Source organism: Bacillus salipaludis (assembly GCF_030938565.1).
Taxonomy (GTDB): domain Bacteria; phylum Bacillota; class Bacilli; order Bacillales; family Cytobacillaceae; genus Neobacillus; species Neobacillus salipaludis_A.
This window is the reverse complement of the sequence record NZ_JAVGVR010000001.1, coordinates 3,240,133-3,257,753: the sequence shown is the minus strand read 5'-3', so window position 1 is coordinate 3,257,753 and position 17,621 is coordinate 3,240,133. Positions and strand designations below refer to the sequence as shown.

Genomic DNA, 17,621 nt, shown 5'->3' with positions numbered 1-17,621 from the left:
TTATGTAAATCCTAATCCCTCTTTATTTTGCCCCCTTTAAAAAATACAAACAAAAAAAGACCTCTAAAATGAAAAATCCTTTATTGTGAATAAACACAAAAAAGAAACCCTTCAAAAGGTGGTCTTTTGACCTCCTTCGCTTTGGCCTACGAAGTTAGCTGACGGGTAGGATGGCGAAAGAGTTAAACATCCCTTCTACATATTTTGTAGAATTAACCCCCAAAAAATTGGGTCCTCCGTTCCCTAAATGGGATTAGGCATGATATGAGTTTTCTATTAAGAAAATATTACTCTCAAGAATGAAAGTTGTAAAGAGCGAATTTATACTTTAATTACATTCCTTTACAATTTCTATTTCACCAAGGGATCTTCAACAATCTTTGGAACAAAAAAAGTCTATATATCAATACAGGACTTTTGATCAAACTTTTTTTAAAATCCACATCAAACTGTTCCCCATTCTAATGATATTCCCTATTTAACGACTACCACTTTAGTTAAATAAAAGTTAATGAAAAGGACTGCCGAAACAGCCAGTTTTTGTGAAACAAAGCACCCGATAGTTTAAGTGAGTTTCTTCACAAACTAGGTGAGTTTTTATTTTTACCAAAAATGGACAAGACATAGTCAATTGCCTTCTCAACATGTGGCATCTTTACATAATTTATAGCAATTCCCTTAAAAAAGAGGTTTTTGGCATTTACTTCAATTATGAAAATGCTCGTCGTTTCGAAGGTCAATTGATTAAGTTTAAAAATGAACAGGGTGACTGGGTTATCGGCAAGGTTGTTAAAGTAAAAAAGGACGGTTTTGAAATAGCTGAACTAAATTCAAAGCAACCAAATGATGGCTACGGCTTTGGATTTTTTCCTGGGCCATTTTTCGGCAGACCTTTCTTTAGACCGTTTGGTGCCCCGTTTTTCCCATTCTTCTTCTAAGAATCGCTTATAGAGCAACGCCTTCAGGCTTGCTCTTTTTTCATGTCGAATGTTGATTTACCATATATTCAACTGATCACAACAAATCTGAGTCATGAAAATACACGGTGTTATGTGAGTTACCATAGTGAAGGACGATATAAAGTCATAGAAGGAAAGATGCTAAATCCTTGAAACACAAGTCACTTTCTTTAGACTCTGTGATTTGTAAATAAATAAAATGAATTTCTAGAATGCACATGTTTTTTTAAATCTCGAGACCTTTCTAATAACTGTTGCGAGAAGGCTCTTTAATTTTTTATTTTATGTAAGAAGAAGACAAAACATATCTGAGGTGCTACCAGCGGTTTCGGTTTATATAACATATGCCTAATATGACTTTATGGGCAGGGCATGCTTAATTTCCCTGTTATTCCATATTCGCATTTAACAATTTACGCAAAAGAAAAAAGCCTGTATATAAGACTTTTTTCAAGAATTTAAATTAGTAAAAACAGGTTGCTCCAACGATAATTAACAGGATAAATAATACTACGATTAAAACGAATGGATTGCCTCCGCAAAAGCCACCTCCGTAGCCAAATCCGGGGGAACAACAACCACCGAATCCACCGTAGCCTCCGAAACCACCGTAACCATCCATAATTACTCCTCCTTTCAAAAAGGAATAGGTTATTTCTTAAACAAAACCACCAACAAATGAAGCTCCTATAATAATAAGAAGGATAAACAAAACAACGAGTAAGGCAAAGCCACCACCAGCGCCTCCGAAACCAACACCATCCATATACACAACCGCCTTTCAGCTGATACCTATAAAATATGTAAAATACCAAAAAGTGGTTGGGCACTATCTGCAATTAAGATCCTTCACCTAGGTTGTCTCCCTGTCCATGCTTAAGTGTAGTTTTTATTAAGTGGAAAGTATTAATATATACAAAAAAGCCCTACTAGGGCTTTTGGTGATTGAGACTGACTTTGACAGGTCTATGTGCTAAGCCATACTATGGCTTTTCGGCTACACTCTAGACTATGCATCCGTTTAACTTGAGTACCCAATCGGTTAAGTTTTATTTGGAGGAATTTTTTAGAACAGACCAAAAATTAATTCGATAAAAAATCAGCCCTTGTCCATTTCATTTCATGATCTTGTACATATATTATGATTACACCAAAACTAAACATATATATTACCTTCTGGATATTAAGAACGTTTGCCTATAAAGCAGACGTTTCTTTGCATTTACAGGCATGTCGTATATTTTGCCTTCTCAATATGATATTTGTCCAAGCAAATCTTGTCTTATGAAATATGATACATAGTGAAAGGTTTATTTCGGACATTCTAACAGGTGGTGATAAGTATGTGCTTTGGAGGCTTTGGCTACGGAGGTTATGGCTACGGAGGTTTCGGTGGAGGCAGTACATTTGTTTTAATCGTTGTACTATTTATCCTTCTAATTATTGTTGGTGCATCTTGTTTTTATTAATATACCAATACACGATCATACAGAAAGAATCATTAATGCTGGAGGTGAACTAAATGGACGGAATGGGAAATAGTTTTGCGTTAATCGTAGTATTGTTCATTCTTCTTATCATCGTTGGTGCATCATTTATGATGTACTATTAGTAATAAGATGGATGGAGCAGGAAAAAGTCCCTTTATCGGGACTTTTTTAACGTTTAAGTGTATTATTTTTTGTTGTTACATTTTTCAGAACACAAAAAAACTGCTGATGCTGCCCGATACTTATTCAACTCAAGTACCCATTAGTTGAACAAGAAGATAAAAAATCCCCTTTATAAGGGGGAATTAAGTTTATCCTATTCATCTTTTGGTTTCTTTTCACACCAAGGAGTTGTGGGTCTTGTAGCAGGATACCCAAATTGCTCTCGATACTGTTTCCTCTCATCTGTAAAATACCACCAACTCTTATCGCTATCAGGATAATTAGCATGATAAACTATACAACGTAAAGAATCTTCCACACAGGGGTCTTCCCAATATCCGAATAGTTCTTCCAATTTATCTGTTAAATTAGCACCATCTTCATTCTTTATCTCTTCAAGAGAATAAAATCCCAATTCAGTTACCCATTGAGCCAACTTTGGACCAATAGAAGGTATGGATTGAAATTGAGCCAAAGCTCGCAGATATTTGGCACGTTCGAAAGAAGATTTTAGACACTTGGATATTGAAGAGACATCCATATCGGCAATTTCACTTAATTTTACTTTACATCTTCTTAAAATTAATTTTTCTTCGGATGTTAAAGGTAGTTTGGGAGAAGACTTTTTCATTTAATACACCCTATTTTCCATATAGACGCTTTAAATTTATTTAGACAACGTTAAATATAATATTTTGATGCTTCTTTTTCAACTAACCTGCTAATTAGCCCAATAAGAAAAGCTGTCGCAACGACAGCTCTGCTCTTCAACTCTTACACCCGTTACTTGAAGAAGACCGGGACCAAAACTGGTTTATAAAAATAGGGTCCCTCATCTACTTCATGAGTTTGGATATATGTCCAAGAAAAATCTTTATCCACTACATAGACATCATGTATGTATTCTTCAATTTGATTATTTATGTCTTCTGAAATTAAGCCGCTGGTGTTTTCAAGAATGAATGAATTGTTATAATGTGAATTTAATATTTTACAAATGTTGTGACGCTTCGATTTGAAACTACTGTACTAGTTGTAAGTTCATTCAACCAATTCTTTTCGTCGAATAGATATTCTTCGAATTCATCTTTATATGTACGCTGTAAAAGGTTGATTGTTCTTGCTTCATTTGGAACATTTATCGATTCTGGTAATACTTTTTTACCCTCCCAGTGTTCATAAGTCTCAACTGTATCACCCAGCTCCATAAATTCTTCTAAAAAAGATATAAGGGAGAGTTTTTCATATCCATAAATCTCATAAACATATGGCTTGATATAAAACTCCCTCCCTCTATTTAAAATATTTCTCCCAGAAGCAAAGTTTCAATCCTTGTTTAACTATCCTGCGCCGATTGTTTAAGTACAACGTTTCACAATATTTCTTGTAGAAAGAGAAAAAAAGGCGACCTTCTTCTTGAAGTATCGCACCCTTTACTTTAAGTACATTACTTCACAATCTTTTTTACACCTTAAAAAGCTCAATCCCTTAAATGTGTTGTCCATACAAAAAGACGCTTTCTTATTAAAGAAAAGCGCCCGACTGTGGTAGATACATTATCCTCAATTTCTTCTTTGAATTAAAAAAAGTTCATTATTAACCTCTTCGCATTATTTTTCGTTTAACATTGAATACTTGCGATAAGCTTTATAGAAACTGCTGCCAAAGAAAACAACCATTAGGGCGGGAAGCAACCTCAATAGGGCAAAGGGAGTTTCAAATAAAAATGCTTTCCAAAATAATGCACCTTTCATACTCCAAAGACCTTCGGCTAAATATAAACCTGAATCCTTGTAAAGAATATAAGATATAGACAATAACAGTATACCTAAACCAGATGAATAACCCATCAATCTTTTATAATAATTACTCTTTGATTGGCGATCCGAGAAGATTTCATTTTGATCGTCATCTTCTTTTTGCCAATATCGAATTCCACCAAGCCAGGGGCCATTTATATAAATCCAACCGAAATCTTCAAATATTTCTTTGTAATCTTTGAACTTTTTCTTTGATAAATAATCTTGATAATCCAGTCGCATTACATATCTCTTGTCGGTTTTATCGAAAGTGTATATTCCTAGTCCACTAATATTTGTACAACGATAGCCCTTTTGTAATTGCTGATTCAGCCATTGTTCCTCTTTTTCAATATCAAAAAATATCTTAAATTTCTTCATTTCGATTCACTTCCTTCGTACAGTGATAAAATGTGCAATAACCTGTTTTGCTCCATTTTCAAAATTGCGCTTCCTTCTGCAGTTATCATATAAACTTTTCTCCGACCTGACTCTCCAACAGGCTCAATCCAACCATGCTTATTCAGGTTTTCAATCGCACCGTATAATGTACCAGCTGCTAAAATAACAGTACCGTTACTTATCTTTTCTATCTTTTGCATTACGGCATAGCCATGGAGTGGCTCACGCAGAGCTAATAAAATATAATGCATGGTTTCAGACAACGGTAATAATTTATGTTTCATATCCTTACCCTCTATTCAGTTCAGCTATATAGTTCAACTTAATAATAACATAATACAGTTCAACTGAATAGTAAATAACATTTTCAAAATTATTCCAATGAACTTAAAGTAAAGCTCGATAAAAAGGGAAAAATCAATCAAAAAAAGTCGCTTTCCGTACGGTTGGAAAACGACTTTTGGTGCAGTCTTATTCAATTAAATGACCCCATTGTTGAACATAGGTATCTATCTTCAACTAACCTGCCCCGATAGTTTAACAAGAAAAAGACCGCTGCAGCGATCTTCATCTTTAACTATTGCACCTGTTAGTTGAAGAAGTTGTTTTTTATTTTATCGGTTCAAAATTATTTACGGTACTCATTTTATGAGCTAATAAGTAAATAACAAAGTAAATAGGAAAGGAATAATAAATATGCCAATCATTCATAACATAAAAACCTAACCAAAGAAATAAAGGTTCACCGACAAAGGCACTAAAACTTGCGAAGAACAAGCCCTTAATGATAGGTGATATTGATGGTTTAAACTGAATTAAGGTCATAATAAAAATAGGGAAAATAGTGAAATCCCAAGGGAAATATGAAGGGATAGTTGGTAATACTTTTCCGGTGTAATACCACTTTCCAAATTGAACTCCTATAAAATCAAAGTATGAAGTAATAATTAATACAAAAAATCCAACAAATAAGAGCCTATTCGAACTTTCTTTTTTTCTAAATTTAATCCAAAAAATGACCGGAGCTATTATGAATATTAAGCCTACCCAAAAGTCCCAATGGAACAATGTGTGCTCCTTCCAAAACTCTATATAGTCTTGATTCGCTTTGGTATTCATTTCGTAAAAACTGGCTACTTTTTCTAACTTTTTAGGGTCCTGTAATGACTTCATACTAATATTCTCCTTAATGAGGTATTGTTCTCACCTTCATAATTGTCATTACAAAATATTATTCCAAATTTTTTCATTTTAAATTCTTTACTCCTTCTTCTTAAACTAACCTGCCCCGTTATTAAAACAAGAAAAATAGCTGCCGCAGCACCCCTTTTGTTAAACAAAAGCATCTATTAGTTTAAGTACAATATTTCACATTGTTGCTTTTGGAATAATAAAAAGGGGTAGCCTTCTCTTTAATTTAACAAAGAAATTTAAAAAACTTCTAGAATTACCCTATAATAAAGCAAATGTTGTTCGAAATCTTTTTTATAAGGTTAGGATGGAAAATTTATGTAATAAAATTGGATTGAATAACAAGGAGATAGCAATGCGATTTAAAACATTGTCTAATGAAGAGTTAATTGATATTTATTTAAGAGCTTATGAACAAAAATTAAATGCTTCTTTTTTAAAAATGTTGTTAGATGAAATTGTGGAAAGAGACATATATGACTTATTACTTGAGACTAGTTTACAATCCTAGTCTTATTTTTTTAGCTTTTTGAGTCGATTACGATATAATGGTGTAATTTCTCACCTTCCATTAACCTTCCCCGTTAGTATAGTAACTAAAATGTAAACAGATTGTTACGCCGATAGCATTGATGCGGCAGACCTCAATGTATACAATAGATACTCGTTAAGGGGTGATTAACGATGAAAACCGTAACAGTTGATCAATTACGATTCAAGAAACATTTATCGGTGATTGAACAAATCACACTGAAAGATTTTCTGCATACATGGGTAGGTAGTTCAACCAAAGGATTGGATGATTTTTTTCAACTTAAGTACACAGAAGATGTCTTTGCCAAAATGGAAATAACGTCGAATGACACTGATTTGTTGATTTCTGATGATTATTATTTCAGATACATAACAGTGACGAAAGATAATCAAATTGTGATAGGTGTTTTAGATATGAATTCAGAATTAAAACATAAAATCATTTCAACAGATGAGATTAGATTTCTTCCTTTTCTTTAGTACCATATAAAAAGAGGCAGTGTGGAACACTGTCTCTTTTTTGTATACTACATGTCTTATGCGACGTTATTGAACTAACCTGCCACGTTACTTAAATAAGGAGTCTAATAAAAGTTAGCCTTATTTTTGTGTATTATTTTTTTCTTCCCAAACTTTCATTAAATTTTTGTGATATTCTTTTGCCTTTTCGATTAATATCCAATCAATTAAATGTGCAGGTGTTGGAAGCGATTTCCCTTGGCGAATTCTAATTTTTTCGTGATTTGTATAGTGAGGATAAATCACTGTTGATTTCATACCTCTTACATTTGAATACTTAATATCTTCTATTTCTTCCCAATAAACCCTATTGCCTTTTAAGTCGATTACAATTCCTTTATCATCCCAATAAAATCCCTTACCCTCGTTTCTTTTCCTCGAAAGGTAAATAGCATATCCAATAAAAGTAAATGGGAAAATTAATGTAATAAATAAAGTTAAGGAACCCCCTTGTATTAAAGCCAAAACAAGTAATATACACCATAGCAATCCAACGGTCACTAAAACTCCGATAAACAGTATAGAAACTCTATAAATTCTAATTTGCTCCAAATATAGCAGCACCTTTTTATCATAATGTATTGTTATTTTATAATTTTATCAGTTGTTCTTGTTTATCTAAACTGCCTCGTTAGCCATCCATGCAGCGCAAAATCAGCGCTGCACCACAGAGAATGAAAATGGCTAAGACCGCCTATACTGTTTTAATGCTAGCGAAGAAGGTCTTTGAACTATGGTGCCTTTGAGCCCATCCGTTAGTCTGACTCCAACGACCACGGTGTACCACCGACTGTCGCACCCTTTAGGGGTAGCACTCATGGGAGATTAATCCTTTTTCTGGTTGTTGCGCCAGCTTTAACTGATTTCAGTTTAAGTAGAAAGGTTGCACAAGTCGATCTACCAGCCAATCTAATATACGATCCTTCAAGAGGCTCAGCCTTTTTTTAAAAACTGGTTTTTCTGGGTCTATTTTTTCATGCCCTTTTTCAGTTTTTATTTTCATGGGAGTTTAACAAGAAAAAATGACCGCTGTAGCGATCATCACCCTCAACAAAAGCACCCGTTTGTTTAAGTACAAAATTTAACAAACATTGTTATTTTAGAGTTTGCCTAACTATTCCAAAATGTTTGTCCGTCTGCAAAAAGTGATTTCTTAAGTGAGATGGTCCCTTCTCTTATATTTGGGATTAATGGAAATCAATGTATATTTTTTCTATTAATAAAACAATATAAATTGAACTCGCCATTAGTTCTTCATCAACTCATAGGAGGAAATTGCTTGGATCATTTAATTATTGCACGGTCTTTATTTGGTACCACTATGGCATTTCATATCATTTTCGCCACAATTGGTGTCGGTTTGCCAATGATGATCTTGACCGCCGAATTGCTTTATCAAAGAACGAACAATAAGGATTATTCCATTATGGCCAAAAGATGGACAAAGGCATTTGCGATTATATTAGGGGTTAGTATTCCCACCGGAACCATTGCCGGGGTGCAGCTCTCCTTATTGTGGCCTGGTTTTATGAAAGTGATTGGTACCGTTATGGCATTGCCTTTCCAAATTGAAATTTATGCCTTTTTTTTAGAGGCTTTGTTTATGTCTATATATGTTTATGCAGCAGACAGAATTGCACCATGGATGAGAAATGTAAGTCTTTTTTTCGTAGCATTGGGCGGTTTGGCATCGGCTGTATTGATCACAAATGTACATGCCTTCGAGGGAACCCCGGCCGGATTTGACATTCGAAATGGCAAAATTGTGAACGTTGATCCGTGGGCAGCATTTTTTAATCCCAGCTTTGCCATTAACGCATTACATGTTGCTGTTTCTGCTTATATTGTTGGAGGATTTATTGTCGCGATGGTAGCAGCCTTTAAGATGCTGAAAAGCGAATACGGAACGAGAGTATACCGGTTCCACCAAAAGGCGCTTATGGTTGGCCTTATTGTAGGCGGGCTATTCTCCCTATTCACCGCTTTAAGCGGACATGAAGCCGCACAATCCCTCTATAAGTATCAGCCGGAAAAATTAGCCGGAGCGGAAGGGTTGTTTAAGACACAATCATATGCACCTCTAACAATTGGCGGCTATACGGATGCTAAAACGGAATCGGTAAAATGGGGAATTGAAGTGCCATGGGGGCTTAGCTTTCTGGCTGGAAATCGATTTGATACGGTTGTGAAAGGCCTGAATGATTTTCCGCAAAAATACTGGCCGCCCTTATTCATCCATACCCTCTTTAATGCCATGGTGGGTATTGGTATGTTACTGCTTTTAATGGGTGTGATCGGATTTATTTGGAACAAAGTATTAAAAAAGGAACGCTTTCCAAATTGGCTGTTGTGGGTCTATGTTGCCTGTGGTCCACTTTCCATTTTGGGCATTGAGTTTGGCTGGATTTTTGCTTGTACCGGAAGACAGCCCTGGACGATTTATCATAAACTTTCTACAGCTGACTCCGTAACAACGGCCGGAAATCTAGGTATTCTATTTATTTTGTTTGTTGTTATCTATATGGTGTTAGCCATCTCTGCTGTCTTAGTTCTTTTATATTATTTTAAAAAGAATACGGTCCTTGAAGATATCAATCGTACAGAGCAAAAAAATGTTTCACTTTCAGGTTCCAATTCTTTAGGAGGAAAATAGATGGATGTTTACCTCGCGATATCGATATTATGGGGTTTTGTCTTTATTTATTCCATTATGGCTACCATGGACTTTGGTGCCGGATTTTGGTCGATGATCTACATTAATAAAACAAAAACAAGAGCGACGAATATAGCAAATCGCTATCTTTCCCCTACATGGGAAGTCACCAATACCTTTATCGTTGCCTTAGTGGTCGCTATTTACAGCCTATTTCCTAAAGCCGCCTATTCACTTGGCACCATTTTGTTGATTCCCGGAAGCATCATTCTGCTTCTATTGACAGTCAGAAGTGCTTTCTTGGTTTTTTCCCATATTGCGGAAGAATATAAAAAGCCGCTCACTTATATTTCCGGATTATGTGGAATTTTCATTCCGGGCTTGCTTATTAGTGTGCTTCCCATCACCCATGGGAATTTTGTAGATTTTTCAAATGGCGGCCAACAGCTAAATCTGGTCAGACTATTTTCAAGCATGAATGCATATGCCTTTATGGCATTTGCGATTTCCAGTACGCTCTTTCTCTCATCGCTGTTATTGGCGGATTACTCCAAGGCTTCGAATGAAAAAGAAGCCTATGACACCTATCGCCGGGATGCTCTAATTATGGGACCTGTGTCTCTAATAACAGCCTTTTTAATTATGCTTACATTAAAAAATGAAAGCGGTTGGATTTATGATAAAATGATGCAAAATTTGCCCGTTTTGCTTTTATCCTTATTCCTTTTCCTTGTTGGAGGTCTTGGTTTAATCCTACCTTCCCTTAAACCTGGATATAGAGGGATGCCGCGTCTCTCTGTTATTGCCGTTACACTTCAATATATGACAGCAAGCTATGTTTACGGTCGTGCCCATTTGCCCTACATAGTCTATCCAGACATAACCATTCATTCAGCTTTTACAGACCCGAATTCTTTTCGGGCAGTTTTCATAACCTACATTGTCGGATTCGCCATTTTGTTTCCAGGCTTTGTTTACTTTTGGAGCTTGTTTATGAATGATAAAAGGTATCAAAGGATTAAAAGACCCAAAGCAGATATAAAATAAAGGAATTGAAAATCAATCCTTGGCAATAAGAAAGCGGAAAAAAGGAAACATTGGAGTTATGATACAAGAATTTATTGAATGTTTCATTAATGGAATTAACTTAAATAAATAGCTTCATTAAAAAGCCCGAAAGGATTTAATTCCATTCGGGCTGGCCCTTAAAATGTATCCTTGTTGAACTAAACTGCCCCTATAGTGCAATAAGAAAAGCTGCCACAATGACAGCTTGATCTACAACTATTGCACCCGTTACTTTAAGTACATTTCTTCACAATCTTACTTGTTAAAAATTTTTACTCCCATTTTCTTTCTTTTCGATAAAGCTTCCTTTCGGATAACGATAAAACCTTAGCAGTCGAAGGCCGTTTAATAGTTGGTAACAGAATTTGGTCAAAATAATCCTCTTCAGCAAATACGTTCCAAGGTGTAACTCCGTAAAAGGCGTTTGCTAAATCTTCAAGGATACCACTTGAAAAACTAATGGCACCAATACAATCGGTACCGTTGAATTTTCTAGGGACGTCCTCCTTTTGAATGCTTACATTCATATTACCAATCACCTTCCAACGGTGACTATCTAATGAATCTGGTGTTAATGATAGTATCGAAATAAAGGGATTACTCATAATTTCTTCTAAAGTAGGGATTTCGGTTTTATTAATATCAAATAAGCCACAAACAGGGTGTGTATAGCTTTTCCAAACTATCTGTCCAAAGGCATATGTACCATTCTTAAGAGGGATTTGGCATATATCTCCCACTTTCCATTTTTGCTTCTTGGGTCTTTTATGTGAGAGTATTTGATTTTTGGCAATGCCTATTTCTTGTTCGGCTAAGCTCACCTTAGCAATTTCATTTATAACCAAGGCTATCTCTAGAATCAATTCAGCATTGGTCGTTCGAATAATAACCGCACTTGATTCGTAATCAAAACCAATACGCTTGTATATATTTGGTTCAACCTTTTCTCTAATGGTTTTGCGTAGAAGTTTTAATGCTTCATTATTCGTTTCCAAATTAAACAGTTCTGCTAAATCATCATCAATAAAGAAATACGAAGTTGAGGCATCGGGTAGTAGGATTTCTATTTTTCCTAATTTGCAAGTCAATTCCATAATGTATCCTTTAACTCCTTTAAAGGTCTTTTAATTATTGAGTTATTCTCCATTCCTTATTGTAAATCCTTCTTCAGCTAACCTGCCCCGTTAGCACAAAAAGAAAAGCTGCCACAATTGACAGCCCAGATCTTTCGCTAAAGCAACCGATAGTTGAAGAAGAGAATATGGAATTTATTAATTTTCAACTTCTCCATACGAAATAATATGGACTTCAAATCTAATTTTTAAGTCAGCTAATGCTTGTAGAGTCTCGGGATGCAATTCAAACCCCAATTGTCCTAAATTTGAGCTTAGACCAAAGTATATATAAGCATCATAAATTTCAGTGATTTCACTGATAAAAGCCTTATAAGGCAATAGTGTGTCTAAAAACTCCTCTAACGCTTGATTTAATTCCTCGTTTATTTTAAATTTCACCTTATAGCTCCAATAAGAATCCTTCATTTTTATGTCTTTGGTAAGTAATTCACCTTTTCTTTTAACACTTGAAGGTTTAAGGTTTAACTTCTTTGTTATTTCATCAGGGACTAAATCTACCCCACGAATAATGAAATTAAATGAACCTGCGACAAAACTCTCTCCCATTCCAACACATCCCCAGAATACATAATAATGAAATTTCTCCTAAAGAGTACCAAAATCCTTCTTCAACTATCCTGCCCCTTTAGCACAAGAAGCGACTGTTCATATAGAACAATCGCCCCTGTTAGCTGAACATGATACTATTCTTATCAAAATACTTCTTAATGTCCTCTGTAAAACCGTTATCTTCAATCCATTCGAATATTTCATTCTCTAACTTTTCAATTTCTTCATTTTCACTTTCATCTTCTGAATAAAGGTACATATCATCAAAACGTGCTATTGCTTGAAAAAGGTTGCTTTCCTTTTCCATTGTTTCCTTTATTTCATCATCATTATCTCTACGTCTAAATTCATCGTGTAAACGATTTAACTGATGTGAACCTTTTCGTAGAAAGTACATTGCAATAAGTAACTTGCGTTTTTCGTCGTCTGTCATTTGATTAAACTCCATTAAATTCACCTCTCTAAAGTCATTCCCTAGTTCATATGAGTCATAACCTTATTCAACTAACCTGCCCCTTTAGTTTAAGTGCAAACCTTCACATTCCCTTACTGACTCATGAATAAATATATTTTTCACTAAATTCTAATGTAATTTTAAATTTATAATAATTGACGGATGGTATCGTGAATTTGAATGAAATTTGTCGAATAAAAGTGAATTCCAAAATAGAAATAGACCCTAAACAGAGAGAGGCTCAAAGAAATGAAATCTACTGGTATTGTTCGTAAAGTTGATGAATTAGGCCGCGTGGTTATTCCAATCGAATTAAGACGTACACTTGATATCGCTGAAAAAGATGCGCTCGAAATTTATGTTGATGAAGACAAAATTATCTTAAAAAAATATAAACCAAATATGACTTGTGATATTACCGGTGAAGTTTCTGACGATAATTATCGGCTTGCCGGTGGAAAATTAATTCTTAGTCGTGAAGGCGCAGAGCACCTATTGAAAGAAATTATGGCAAGCTTTGAATTAGCAAAATAATATAGATTAAAATAAAAAGGCTCTTGAATCTTTGATTCGAGAGCTTTTTGTTTTATAGGACATATATGACCGTTCCTCAGCTAACCTGACCCGATAGTTAAATAGTCTCTTTCCGTTTGGATTTCGAGAATCAAGTCAATAATTCCTCTAAAAAAGAAATTTTAGGGAGAGATGAATTTTGTTTTTGTCAAAGGCATGGGAAACATATGAATCGGATACGAATTGAAGGGTTCTCACCACAAACACTTAATGCATATAAACTTCAATACACATTACTTATTCGATATTTCAATGACGTTAAAATTGATGCCATATCCACTTTTCAACTAAAAGAATACCCGGCAAAGTCCAGCGAAACCTTAAAACCTTCAAGTTTATCTCACCGAATACGTTTTATAAAATCATTTTTTCGTGGTCACATGAAGATGCGATGTTTCAAAAAATCCAGCTGCAAAAATAAAGGAACCTAAAGCAGGGAAACGAATTCCTAAGTTTATCACAGAAATTGAATATTTACGTGAGGCTTGTACCAGCCCATTGGAAAAGGCATTGTTTGAATTCATGTTTTCAACTGGATGTCGCATTGGAGAAATTGTTACATTACAGAGGAGTAGAATTTATTGGTCTAACCGATCCGCCATTGTCAGGGGAAAAGGAGATAAAGAAAGAGAAGTTTATTTTAATATCCGCTGTGAAATTTGGCTTAAAAGATACCTTGAACAACGCCAAGATGGCGATACCGCCATTTTTGTTACCGAACGGTATCCTCATCGAATGTGTATTGCACAAATGAGATATATCATCAAGCGAATTTCGAAAAGGGCAGGCATAAATAAAGCGATTCATCCACACCAACTGAGGCACAGCTATGCTACTCATATGTTAAATAATGGTCCCCCTCTTGAAGTCATTCAGATTTTTTTAGGTCATGAGAAAAGCGAGACTACCAGGATATATGCACAGTTAAGTGGGAGTTTAAGGAAAGAGTTTTATAGGAAGTATTTTAAAAAGGGACATAAAAAAGTAATGATGAAAAAATGTATTGCTTTTCTTCAAGTCTTGCACCCGTTTGTTTAAGTACATTTTTTCACAAACTTATACGCCAGGTAGTCCTCATAATTGACTATAAATATTTCTCCATTAAAACATAGGGTTTGCCGGTGTTCCATCTATTCACTTGTAGAATTTTTTTTTACTTAATTCTCCTGAATAAAGCTGATTTCAAAGGGCACAGATTAGTGACCTTTGAAAATCAACTTTTATTATACAGTATCTAAGGACTTCCTATTTCATTCAACCCTATTTAGTTTGGTGTGTTTTTTCTTTATTTCTGCTGATTTTTTTTATTTTTATTTTTCTCTTCTTTGGTAGAATTTTTCTCATCGTGGGTTGCTTCTAGTATCACAGAAACTGCTGAATTCGCTACTGAACTTTCATTTTCATTTTTATTCCTATCAGAAGAATCTGTTAGAGCCCTGCTCGTTTTGTCTTTTTTACTGGCAGATAATTCAGGTTTGTTTTTTTCGGCTTGTATAGCAACGGAGCCAGTACGTTTTTCACGGGTTTCATCTGTTTGATCCTCTGACATTACAAATGTAGTGTTATTAGGAATTCCTTCCACGCTCAAATTATTTGGGCTGTCATTACTAACTTTTTCTTGTCCTACATCAGTCAAATGGTTGACCGGCGTCCATGATTCCATTGACGAAGGGACAGAACGCTCAATCCGTGCTTCTTCTTTTTTAATGACATCCTGTACCTGCTTTGTTTCTTGAATTTTTCTCTTGCCTACAATCACTTCTTCAACGACTACTGGTCTTTTTGTTACTTCTATCCGTTCTTCCGTAATTGGGATACGAATGATTTCATCCCCTGAAAACGGGCGCCCGTCATAATTTCCATCGATGACAGGACGTCGCTCTATATATACTTCTTCACGCATGAGTGGAACAAGAACAGTTCGCTCTTCTTCAACTACTTCTTTACGAAGCTGTAATTCACCGACTTCGACACGTTGTTTTGTAATATCCAGCTGTTCTTCACTGAGCGGGACTGACCTTGTTTTTTCAGTCTCATATTGTGTTTCATATGTTTTATTAATAGGGCTTTCATACTTATATTGTGTTTTAAAATTAGGGCTTTCATAAGTTCCATACGTATCAACCAGCAAAGTGATTTTCCCCTTTTTTATTTCCTCCTCACACTGTTTTGCTGTAAATTCTGACAGTCCTCTCTCAATAAGTCTGCTGGACAGTGCTCTTGCGGGCCTTCCGCCCATTCCTGCCGTCATCATTGTAACAAAGTTGTCCATCATAACACCTGTTAAGGTACTCATTTGCATGTCCGCTTCTACCATGACTCCCGTATGTGAAGTAATCAATGGAATGTTACTTCTATTTTCTGCCACCACCATCATATCTGTTTCACTATGCCCCTGACGTTTCAATCCCTCAATGACATACAAGACTTCTGACTCTGAATTAAAGGTTCCAACGATTCTTTTTTCCATTCTCACACTAATACCTCCTCTAATATATTAATGCGGGATATAAATGGCATCCCATTTAACGTATGTCTACCCCGGAAGTCATCAGAAGAAACATGGAAAATAGAATCATGTTTAATATTTCGTTTTCATAATTGGACGATTACTGGAACATTGCAGGTTAGAGGAAGAAGAATAATGTTAAGATTACGGTAAAATGGATTGATGGGGTAATAGAAATGAACACATATTTAGATGGCATTTTAAAGTTAAAGGCAGTAACTAATAGCTGGTCTAGCTCAACACGAAAAAAACCTCCGCAGCATCTTGAATTTGATCAAACGTTTCCTATAACTTAAGTACATTTCTTCACAAACATTTCTACGAAAGTTATAGAAGAACCATAAACAAAGAGAAGCTCATTTTCTGAGCTTCCCTCAACTTCCTATTTGAGATTTAATTTCTCCTCTCATACCCGACCTATTTAGCACTGAAATTTATACGTTATATTCTAAATTTATCATTTTCGTTCTTGAACTAAACTGCCATTCGTTGAATAAAGAAAAAGTAATTCCTCGTTATTAAACACAGTTGAAATAAAAAAGACCGTCATTGTGACAATCCTTACTTAGGCAATCGGTGTGCCATTTTTAACAGGCTCATCTGGCATTAAGAGAACTACATCACCCTCTTCTGGAACACCTCCAATAACTAATACCTCAGATCTGAATCCAGCTATTCGACGGGGTGGGAAATTTACAACTGCGACCACTTGACGACCTATTAACGTCTCTGGAGTATACCTTTTTATTATTTGTGCACTAGATTGTTTAACTCCTAATTCTTCACCGAAGTCAATACCTAGTTTAATTGCTGGCTTACGTGCTTCTGGAAAGGGTTCAGCACTTATTACAGTACCAATACGAATATCTAGTTTTTGAAAATCCTCAATCGTTGCTATGGACAAAACAATTACCTCCAAAAATTAAATTACTTTTCCTGGTTGATATATTAACAATTAATGGTACTTTTAGGAATATACTTGTTCCACTATACTGCCTCGTTAGTGGAACAAGCAAAAAAGGCTGCCGCAGCAGCCCAATCTTATTTAACTCTTGCACCCTATAGTTTAAGGTACATTTCTTCACAATCTTTCTTTTAAAAATAAAAAGGGCTGCTGCCGCAACCCTAATCCTATACTATGCTTCCATCGTTTATCCTATATTATTAAAGTGGGGGGTTTTCCACTCCTAAATGAATCCAATTCTCTTTCGGCGGTCCATATACCCATACCCCAAATGGTTTTAATCCTGCTTGTCGAATAAGAATTGGAGCTTGTCCACGATGATGAACAATATGTTTTATTAAACCCATCAGAATTGAAGCATTTGTTTCTTCTCTTCCGAACGCAATTTGAATTTTTTTAAGAGTCATCCGTCCATTGTTGTTCAATACCCTCGGATGCTTGAGCACTTACCTTTTTGAAAGTTTCAGCGATTTCTTTTGCTGTTGGTGGAACATTTTCAGCATTATCAACCTGATCCATTTTAACACCAAATTTGTTTAAATAATTTGGAATATTTGTGGTAAAATGCCACACAATTCAGCCAGATCTTTCTGGTTGATCATTTTTTATTTGGTTTTATTAATACGGTAGCTGGAGTAGAACGTACCTGCCCGTGGGAT

The 17,621-nt window shown here is 35.3% G+C and carries 23 protein-coding genes, 1 pseudogene and 1 riboswitch; of the genes and pseudogenes, 9 read left to right on the top strand and 15 right to left on the bottom strand.

Features of this window, described 5'->3' with window-relative positions:
- Positions 1-128 precede the first annotated feature (128 nt).
- Positions 129-270, bottom strand: a riboswitch (cyclic di-AMP (ydaO/yuaA leader).
- Positions 271-740: 470 nt separating this feature from the next.
- A complete protein-coding gene (locus RCG21_RS16210) occupies positions 741-938 on the top strand; it encodes a hypothetical protein (RefSeq protein ID WP_133340625.1) in 198 nt (65 codons plus the stop codon).
- A 484-nt stretch (positions 939-1,422) separates the two neighbouring features.
- Here the strand turns inward: RCG21_RS16210 and RCG21_RS16205 are convergent, their stop codons facing one another.
- Together RCG21_RS16205 and RCG21_RS16200 are read right to left on the bottom strand one after the other, a co-directional pair.
- Positions 1,423-1,581, bottom strand: a complete 159-nt coding sequence (locus RCG21_RS16205; protein WP_133340623.1) for a YjcZ family sporulation protein — start codon at positions 1,579-1,581, stop codon at positions 1,423-1,425.
- A 36-nt stretch (positions 1,582-1,617) separates the two neighbouring features.
- Positions 1,618-1,725 carry a YjcZ family sporulation protein gene (locus RCG21_RS16200; RefSeq protein ID WP_133340128.1) on the bottom strand — a complete coding sequence of 36 codons (108 nt, stop codon included), beginning with the start codon at positions 1,723-1,725 and terminating at the stop codon, positions 1,618-1,620.
- Between the two features lie 577 nt (positions 1,726-2,302).
- Between RCG21_RS16200 and RCG21_RS16195 the strand changes: the two genes are divergently transcribed.
- On the top strand, positions 2,303-2,428 hold the full coding sequence (locus RCG21_RS16195) for a YjcZ family sporulation protein (RefSeq protein ID WP_081810819.1): 126 nt from the start codon (positions 2,303-2,305) through the stop codon (positions 2,426-2,428).
- A 53-nt stretch (positions 2,429-2,481) separates the two neighbouring features.
- The gene (locus tag RCG21_RS16190; protein ID WP_133340621.1) at positions 2,482-2,571 is read left to right on the top strand and encodes a YjcZ family sporulation protein; all 90 of its coding nucleotides are present in this window, start codon (positions 2,482-2,484) and stop codon (positions 2,569-2,571) included.
- 194 nt (positions 2,572-2,765) lie between these two features.
- Here the strand turns inward: RCG21_RS16190 and RCG21_RS16185 are convergent, their stop codons facing one another.
- From RCG21_RS16185 to RCG21_RS16165, 6 genes are all read right to left on the bottom strand, one after another.
- Positions 2,766-3,242: a helix-hairpin-helix domain-containing protein gene (locus RCG21_RS16185; RefSeq protein WP_133340619.1), complete on the bottom strand. Its 477-nt coding sequence runs from the start codon at positions 3,240-3,242 to the stop codon at positions 2,766-2,768.
- Between the two features lie 152 nt (positions 3,243-3,394).
- Positions 3,395-3,601: a DUF4275 family protein gene (locus tag RCG21_RS33530; RefSeq protein WP_372512763.1), complete on the bottom strand. Its 207-nt coding sequence runs from the start codon at positions 3,599-3,601 to the stop codon at positions 3,395-3,397.
- Positions 3,595-3,819: a hypothetical protein gene (locus RCG21_RS16180; RefSeq protein WP_133340617.1), complete on the bottom strand. Its 225-nt coding sequence runs from the start codon at positions 3,817-3,819 to the stop codon at positions 3,595-3,597. The genes RCG21_RS33530 and RCG21_RS16180 overlap by 7 nt, the downstream gene beginning before the upstream one ends.
- Before the next feature lie 402 nt (positions 3,820-4,221).
- Positions 4,222-4,791 (bottom strand): DUF2812 domain-containing protein, encoded by a 570-nt coding sequence (locus tag RCG21_RS16175; RefSeq protein ID WP_133340614.1) that lies wholly within the window; start codon positions 4,789-4,791, stop codon positions 4,222-4,224.
- Positions 4,788-5,096, bottom strand: a complete 309-nt coding sequence (locus RCG21_RS16170; protein WP_133340612.1) for a PadR family transcriptional regulator — start codon at positions 5,094-5,096, stop codon at positions 4,788-4,790. Before RCG21_RS16170 ends, RCG21_RS16175 begins: the two co-directional genes overlap by 4 nt.
- A 325-nt stretch (positions 5,097-5,421) precedes the next feature.
- Positions 5,422-5,985 carry a CBO0543 family protein gene (locus RCG21_RS16165; protein WP_308913385.1) on the bottom strand — a complete coding sequence of 188 codons (564 nt, stop codon included), beginning with the start codon at positions 5,983-5,985 and terminating at the stop codon, positions 5,422-5,424.
- Between the two features lie 373 nt (positions 5,986-6,358).
- Here RCG21_RS16165 and sda point away from each other — a divergent pair, with 373 nt between their 5' ends.
- Complete coding sequence (gene sda / locus RCG21_RS16160) at positions 6,359-6,514, top strand: sporulation histidine kinase inhibitor Sda (protein WP_133340495.1); 156 nt, start codon at positions 6,359-6,361, stop codon at positions 6,512-6,514.
- A 173-nt stretch (positions 6,515-6,687) separates the two neighbouring features.
- A complete protein-coding gene (locus RCG21_RS16155) occupies positions 6,688-7,017 on the top strand; it encodes a hypothetical protein (protein WP_133340499.1) in 330 nt (109 codons plus the stop codon).
- 120 nt (positions 7,018-7,137) lie between these two features.
- Here RCG21_RS16155 and RCG21_RS16150 read toward each other — a convergent pair whose 3' ends face one another.
- Positions 7,138-7,608: a hypothetical protein gene (locus RCG21_RS16150; protein ID WP_133340501.1), complete on the bottom strand. Its 471-nt coding sequence runs from the start codon at positions 7,606-7,608 to the stop codon at positions 7,138-7,140.
- 727 nt (positions 7,609-8,335) lie between these two features.
- Between RCG21_RS16150 and RCG21_RS16145 the strand changes: the two genes are divergently transcribed.
- Positions 8,336-9,709, top strand: a complete 1,374-nt coding sequence (locus RCG21_RS16145; RefSeq protein ID WP_308913384.1) for a cytochrome ubiquinol oxidase subunit I — start codon at positions 8,336-8,338, stop codon at positions 9,707-9,709.
- Positions 9,710-10,756, top strand: a complete 1,047-nt coding sequence (locus RCG21_RS16140; protein ID WP_133340505.1) for a cytochrome d ubiquinol oxidase subunit II — start codon at positions 9,710-9,712, stop codon at positions 10,754-10,756.
- 293 nt (positions 10,757-11,049) lie between these two features.
- On the opposite strand, the gene RCG21_RS16135 is transcribed toward RCG21_RS16140, so the two are convergent.
- The 3 genes from RCG21_RS16135 to RCG21_RS16125 form a co-directional block, all read right to left on the bottom strand.
- Positions 11,050-11,865, bottom strand: a complete 816-nt coding sequence (locus tag RCG21_RS16135; protein WP_308913383.1) for an Imm26 family immunity protein — start codon at positions 11,863-11,865, stop codon at positions 11,050-11,052.
- Between the two features lie 183 nt (positions 11,866-12,048).
- On the bottom strand, positions 12,049-12,459 hold the full coding sequence (locus tag RCG21_RS16130) for a DUF4279 domain-containing protein (protein WP_308913382.1): 411 nt from the start codon (positions 12,457-12,459) through the stop codon (positions 12,049-12,051).
- Between the two features lie 121 nt (positions 12,460-12,580).
- Entirely contained in the window at positions 12,581-12,895 is a 315-nt protein-coding gene (locus tag RCG21_RS16125) for a hypothetical protein (protein WP_308913381.1), read from the bottom strand.
- Positions 12,896-13,165: 270 nt separating this feature from the next.
- On the opposite strand from RCG21_RS16125, the gene abrB reads away from it, so the two are divergent.
- Together abrB and RCG21_RS16115 are read left to right on the top strand one after the other, a co-directional pair.
- On the top strand, positions 13,166-13,450 hold the full coding sequence (abrB, locus tag RCG21_RS16120; RefSeq protein WP_133340057.1) for a transition state genes transcriptional regulator AbrB: 285 nt from the start codon (positions 13,166-13,168) through the stop codon (positions 13,448-13,450).
- Between the two features lie 537 nt (positions 13,451-13,987).
- Positions 13,988-14,527: a tyrosine-type recombinase/integrase gene (locus tag RCG21_RS16115; RefSeq protein WP_235824956.1), complete on the top strand. Its 540-nt coding sequence runs from the start codon at positions 13,988-13,990 to the stop codon at positions 14,525-14,527.
- Positions 14,528-14,774: 247 nt separating this feature from the next.
- On the opposite strand, the gene RCG21_RS16110 is transcribed toward RCG21_RS16115, so the two are convergent.
- From RCG21_RS16110 to RCG21_RS16100, 3 genes and pseudogenes are all read right to left on the bottom strand, one after another.
- Complete coding sequence (locus tag RCG21_RS16110; protein WP_235824959.1) at positions 14,775-15,959, bottom strand: YsnF/AvaK domain-containing protein; 1,185 nt, start codon at positions 15,957-15,959, stop codon at positions 14,775-14,777.
- Positions 15,960-16,563: 604 nt separating this feature from the next.
- On the bottom strand, positions 16,564-16,896 hold the full coding sequence (gene csaA / locus RCG21_RS16105) for a chaperone CsaA (RefSeq protein WP_133340086.1): 333 nt from the start codon (positions 16,894-16,896) through the stop codon (positions 16,564-16,566).
- A gap of 266 nt (positions 16,897-17,162) precedes the next feature.
- A pseudogene (locus RCG21_RS16100) lies at positions 17,163-17,538 on the bottom strand (DinB family protein); the annotation flags it as partial.
- Positions 17,539-17,621 lie beyond the last annotated feature (83 nt).